A 293-nucleotide genomic window follows, 5' to 3' on the forward strand; every position below is an offset into this window, starting at 1 on the left:
AACTCAAGCCTCGCGCGGCGGAAGAGGTGCGCGGGTCTTTTGCACGGTAGCAACTACCCCTTGTGATAAACCTCCTGCAGCCCATAGACCGGCGTCGGCAGACCGACCTGCCTGGCTTTGAGCTGCAGTGACAGATACTGTGAATAGTGCCGCGACTGGTGCAGGTTGCCCCCGTGGAACCATAGCGCTTCCTGCTGCGTCGGCTTCCACATGTTGCGCTGCTCGCCTTCCCATGGGCCTGGATCCTTGGTGGTGGAGGAGCCGAGGCCCCAGACCTTGCCGACCTTGTCCGC

Annotated in this window: 1 pseudogene; it reads right to left on the bottom strand. The window is 62.5% G+C overall.

From position 1 onward, the window contains the following. Window positions 1-53: 53 nt before the first annotated feature. Window positions 54-293: pseudogene (locus EN852_RS39425) on the bottom strand (NAD(P)/FAD-dependent oxidoreductase); the annotation flags it as partial.

The organism is Mesorhizobium sp. M2E.F.Ca.ET.209.01.1.1, from assembly GCF_004010375.2.
In the GTDB taxonomy this organism is placed as follows: Bacteria; Pseudomonadota; Alphaproteobacteria; order Rhizobiales; family Rhizobiaceae; genus Mesorhizobium.